The 5,176-nt window shown below is 40.8% G+C and carries 7 protein-coding genes; 1 reads left to right on the top strand and 6 read right to left on the bottom strand.

Going from position 1 to position 5,176, the window contains the following annotated elements:
• The 6 genes from terL to NIE88_RS21640 form a co-directional block, all read right to left on the bottom strand.
• Positions 1–1,264, bottom strand: a 1,264-nt coding sequence (gene terL, locus NIE88_RS21665; protein WP_253065640.1) for a phage terminase large subunit, incomplete at its 3' end; no start/stop codon positions are given.
• The gene (locus NIE88_RS21660; RefSeq protein ID WP_253065639.1) at positions 1,257–1,844 is read right to left on the bottom strand and encodes a helix-turn-helix domain-containing protein; all 588 of its coding nucleotides are present in this window, start codon (positions 1,842–1,844) and stop codon (positions 1,257–1,259) included. The genes terL and NIE88_RS21660, both read right to left, overlap by 8 nt.
• A 65-nt stretch (positions 1,845–1,909) precedes the next feature.
• Entirely contained in the window at positions 1,910–2,284 is a 375-nt protein-coding gene (locus tag NIE88_RS21655) for a PH domain-containing protein (protein WP_253065638.1), read from the bottom strand.
• A 143-nt stretch (positions 2,285–2,427) separates the two neighbouring features.
• Positions 2,428–3,855: a hypothetical protein gene (locus tag NIE88_RS21650; RefSeq protein WP_253065637.1), complete on the bottom strand. Its 1,428-nt coding sequence runs from the start codon at positions 3,853–3,855 to the stop codon at positions 2,428–2,430.
• 74 nt (positions 3,856–3,929) lie between these two features.
• A complete protein-coding gene (locus NIE88_RS21645; RefSeq protein WP_253065636.1) occupies positions 3,930–4,568 on the bottom strand; it encodes a hypothetical protein in 639 nt (212 codons plus the stop codon).
• A 118-nt stretch (positions 4,569–4,686) separates the two neighbouring features.
• Positions 4,687–4,881: a DUF3954 domain-containing protein gene (locus tag NIE88_RS21640; RefSeq protein ID WP_253065635.1), complete on the bottom strand. Its 195-nt coding sequence runs from the start codon at positions 4,879–4,881 to the stop codon at positions 4,687–4,689.
• Between the two features lie 86 nt (positions 4,882–4,967).
• Here NIE88_RS21640 and NIE88_RS21635 point away from each other — a divergent pair, with 86 nt between their 5' ends.
• Positions 4,968–5,114 (top strand): hypothetical protein, encoded by a 147-nt coding sequence (locus NIE88_RS21635; RefSeq protein WP_253065634.1) that lies wholly within the window; start codon positions 4,968–4,970, stop codon positions 5,112–5,114.
• The last annotated feature ends 62 nt before the right edge of the window (positions 5,115–5,176 follow it).

Below are 5,176 nucleotides of genomic sequence, written 5' to 3'. Positions count from 1 at the left end.
CCGGCCATTTATTCCGCCAATCTTCCGGAAAATACACATGATCCATCACCCAGGTTGCATTGGATAGGATTCTAGCAATCTTGTTTTTACTTTGATGGAACCAGCTGACTTTTGTTTTATTCGATTGATAGTTCTGCCTGAGGATCCGTTCCACACTTCGCGCAAATCCACGACCGCCGTTATTCGATTCGATCCAAGCAAGATTCACCTTGTTTTCAAACAGCTTCTTAGCCAGCAACGGTTCAGTAACCTCCATCGCGTCCTTTGTGAAGACAGCGTCCAGGATATACGCCTCATCATCGAATGTTTCACCAAAAATAAAAGAAGCCAGGTAATCGGCTCCTTCATCAGCGGTATCGGTATAGCTGGCTATGTGCTTGAACACTGGCAGACTGTCCGCTTGATACGTTTTAAAGTTCGAATACAGTTTGCCTTTTATATCAATGGGCTCCTGCTGATAATTCGCTGATGCAATATCGGCACCCATTGTTTTCGTCTTCCGTTCATACTCTTCTCTGGTCAAAATCTCGTCGCAGAGCATAGAGCCGTCATCCTGTAGGGCTTTTAAGTTCACGTGCCTAACTTTATACCCATAATTCGGAAGTTCCGTCAGAGCTCGTCCTGCGAGATCCAGCGTATGCCAGCGAGTCATGATGATGATAATCTTACCACCAGACTCCAGCCGGGAAAGCATCGTATTCGTGAACCATTCCCAGTGGCCATTCAGCACATTGGCGTTATAGGCTTCTACGGCATTTTTAATCAGGTCATCAATGATCAAATAATCAGCACCAAAGCCCGTCGCTGTACCAGTTGGAGACGTTGCGAGATAGTTGCTAAAATGCCCTTCAAGGCTCCACAGATTCATCGCTCCATCGCCTTGCTTGATCCTAATGCCTGGAAATACGTCACTGAAGACGACCTTATCCGGATCCCCCTTAACTTCCTGAATCGTGTTTCGCACGTTCTTTGAAAACGTTGTAGACAGAGTCTCATTGTAGGATCCGGTCATAATCTTCAGGTCTTGATTTTTTCCAAACAGCCACTCGACAAGATTTCCGGCCGTTCGGCTTTTTCCAAAGCGCGGAGGCTCGTTAAGGACCAGCACGTCATCATCGGAATCGGCGAACCGTTGAAGTTCGTCGGCCACCTCAATCAGGTACTTTCGACTGTATTTGTAAAACTCGGGTGATTTTAGGTGGCAGTACTCAAAGAAATCCCTCCTAGCGAGCTCAATCTGAGCGCCTTGTCTGATTTTATTCATGCTTCTCACTTCGTGCAATCTTCCGCAGCTCCTCGGTGGTTAACCCGGCATATGGATTATTAACATCCAGTCCTCCGGAGAGCTCGGTTTCTTTTTTATCACGCCATCTGGCAGGCTTGCGGTTTTTCAACCAAAATATTTGTGCCGTGGTATCCGGAGCAATTTCCTTCACTCTTTCCTCCATCACGACACTTTTATATCGAGAAACTCTCAATTCTACAACTCGAATATCTTCCATAGTCGCTTCAGGATGTTCAAGCTTATAGTGATTTACTGCTTGCGTCTTCTTAGCAAAATATTCTTCTTCCGACATTTTCACAGGCTCATATTTTTTCTCCGTAAACGTATAGCCTAGCGCCCTTTTGAGCAGCGCATTTTCAACTTGGTAGTCAACAACCTCTTTGCCTTTTTTTAAGGCCTCGCAAATCTCGCGATACTTATCTTTCCACCTGTATAATGTTGCAGCACTTATGCCCATGTTACTGGCTATCTGTTCATCAGTAAGTCCGTCACGTGCCCAGCCTTCAACGAGTGATAGTCCTTCTTTAGTTATCCATCGCTCAAATTTCCCCTTAGCCATATTACATGACACCTACCTCCCAATTGAACAAATTAAAAAAGAGCCCTCATCAGGCTCTTAAATCCTTATAAATCGTATCGATAAGTAACACCAGCAGCCTCTCGGGCTTCTTTCGCCGCCGTTCTGATCTTCTCCCGCACATCATGTGGGTTTTTAATTCGCCTCAAAACTAGATTAGGTTTGGATTCATCGGCGCTGATTAATTCAATATCCCCAATATCCAAAACCTTATCTTTAAGCTTTTGCTGAACTGTAATGTCCTTGACTTTAAACAGCTCAATATCATCCCGAGTCTCGGAAACAAGCCCTTGCTTCGTAATCTTCAAACGCTCATTCGTCAACTCATATTTTTCTTTCGGCATTTTCAAAAACCCCGTATTACCGCCTTTAATTCCAAAGAGGTATGTCTCAAAATTCAGGATCGTTTTCTCTTCGCTCATTATTAACGTCTCCTTTTTTATTTTTACTATAGCATTAATTTACCAAAAGGAGACAAACACCTGCATAAAAATTGAGTGCTGGTTAAACACTCATAAAATACCCTTCACTATATTGGGATTTCGTACCACAAGACTTACATGAATTATTGTTGAATTGATTGAATAAGTCTTTTATACTCAGAAGCCTTATTCAGGTTCTGTAAGTTATTGTTAGTTGTCTTATCTAGATACCTTAAGATTTGTTGAAGTTTAACATCTGCAACTCTTGGAATGAATTTCTTTATTAAATCCTTAAATCTCTCAGCGCATGAAGGAAATTGTAGTCTAGATCTTACGTCACTATCATTAAGCAATCCTACAAATTCAGTCATTTGAACTTCATTAAATCGATTTATGAGATTATCGTAATAAATTGAAGCTCCACCAGAAACACCATATCCGTTACCAATCGAGCACATAACCAGTATCTTCACATATTTTCCAACAATGGATAAAGGTATGTCACCTGTATTAGGAATATATGCCGACAATAATTTTGCATGTGGTGGCTCATTATAAAAATTGTTAAAGCCATTGTGTGCCATAAATAAGTTATCAAGAACCGTATCTAAGTCAGCAGCAATTTGTTCTTTTGGTAAATATGATAACCCATGGACGAATTGTAAAAACTCTCGTGCCAACTCTTTTCTCGGGGTATCAGCATTAGCTGAATATATTGCATATTTGACCCCAAGATTTCTTTTAGACTCAATTGAGCAATTATTCCATAATGGAGCAGCTATGAGTTTTAAATTATTTCGAATTTGTACGTCTAATTGTGGATCGGTATACATTCCAAAAACTGCTCTAATAGTTGAGTCAACTAGTTCAACGGGTAATTTTTCTATATTAGCCTTTATAGAAGGTAAGTCCCCACTTGATAGAACATTTTTTCTTAAATTATTTAATAACCTTTTGACATCCAAAACTGGCCCTTGAGGTTCTTTGGCCAGAACCTCTTTAATACAAGTTTGTAGCCAACTCGTTAATTGTAAACCATCCAAATCATTTTGATTCGGATGAGCGGCACTAGCATAATTTCTCATATCGCGAATATAGTCAAGATGTTTGTACCCAATTTCAGTTATTATTCCTGTATCTTTACAACCCTTAATTAGTTCCCACTCATCTAGTTTTTTTAAGTCTTCTTCCGTTTTAAATGAAGCTCTGCGTCTTGGGTCTGAAATTATACTGTTTAAAAAATAGTCCATATCAAATCTGACGACCTTGCTTCGCAGGTTCATTACTGTTTCATTCCAAAGAAAATTTAAAGCCGCATCAAATAAACCGGCTCCGCATGCGGCAATAAATTTAGAAATATACATTGAAGCATTTCTTAATTCTGGATTTATCTTATGTACTACCCTTGGAACATTGTCAAGGACATCCATTCGTTCTTCAGGATTTACTAAAACTTTTTTAGTAGGTAAGCCTAAATTTTCTAGATAACGCTGTAATCCTTTTGAAAAAGCGTCAACTGACTGTCCGACCTCATTGTCACTAATGATCACTTCTTTTTTATCATCTTCCATGAAACGCCACCACCTATTTAGACATATATTTTCTTAACATTATACATCTTTGTTTAGATACCGTGGCATTTATTTCAAAATAGCCTAACCTGTTCTTTCTCAGCACAAACCTTCATTTCCGCCCGCTCAATCAAGTTTTGCACGCTCGTTTTCGCAATATGTAAAAGCTCACCAATCTTGGCCATACTCAATCCTTCGCCAATGTAGAGTCGGTAAACATCCTCTTCCCGCTTCGTCAAACATGCCCCAAGAAAGTTGCTTACCCGCTCGTCATTTTCAAGGTTATCATTCCATTCCTGCGGATAAAGTGTCTTTCCAATTTTATCTAGAACAAACGGGCTATAATAATAAACGCGACTATAATCAGCATCCATGTGCATTCTGCTCGGATCTCGCCCCGTCTCCATCCACCTGATGGCGTATTCCATGTCTCTAATCATCCCGCCGATGATTGGCTTGTCTCCGTCCGGATCAGCGACTTCATAAGCGGCTTTCAAGTCCCGCAGTGTTTGCTTGTATTCATACATCAGCTTACGCATACTCATCCTTCCGCATCTCCTTTTTTCCAACCATACCGAGATCCACCATTTCTGTTTCAGTGCTCCGCCCTTGGCTCTGTGATAGGTCGGATCATTAACGCCCATAAGCTCCTCGACTTGCCACTGCTTCATCTGCTTTGGTTTCTTTGGCGGCTTTGGCTTGTCCGGTTTCATGATGATCCCTCCAATTTCGGGCAAACAAAAAAGGACACCAATCAAGCTCCTAAACGCTCAATCAGTGTCCTGGGTTCTTCCCTCAGACAAAATATTCCATTGCTTATATTATACCGCATTAAATCACATCTTGCCCGCAATTTCTCTGTCTTTCGTGTTGAATTACATCTAACCACTTTCCATCTTTCCAAGCAATCTCTGTGCTCCCGAATTCTTTTGCTCTAACCTTCGTCAGATGACCGTCACACACCAGATACATCGCATTCTCCATCAGATCTATTTCAGCTTTCATTATCTCTGTATTTTTCGACATCGGAATCCCTCCGTATGTTAAACTAGACTTATCGATTGTCGGGAGAGATCCCGATTTTTTATTAACAAAATACGAGGTGGTATATTTTGTCTTCTACGTTAAGTTTTGTTTTCGCTTGCTTTGTATTTGTCTATGCTGCAAGTATTGAGAGTAAATATAAAAAGTTAGAAAAACGCATCAAAGAGCTTGAGAATAAAGGTTCTGAACCACCCGATCAAAACAGTGATTCCTGATAAAAGCCTGCGTGCCTCGTCCTGGCCTCTGCGTTTTTCTGAAACTCTACCCTTCTTTCAAA

Source organism: Sporolactobacillus shoreicorticis (assembly GCF_024125445.1).
GTDB classification, from domain to species: Bacteria; Bacillota; Bacilli; order Bacillales; family Sporolactobacillaceae; genus Sporolactobacillus; species Sporolactobacillus shoreicorticis.
Note: the sequence above shows the minus strand (reverse complement) of the source record. Positions and strands in the feature narration are given on the sequence as shown.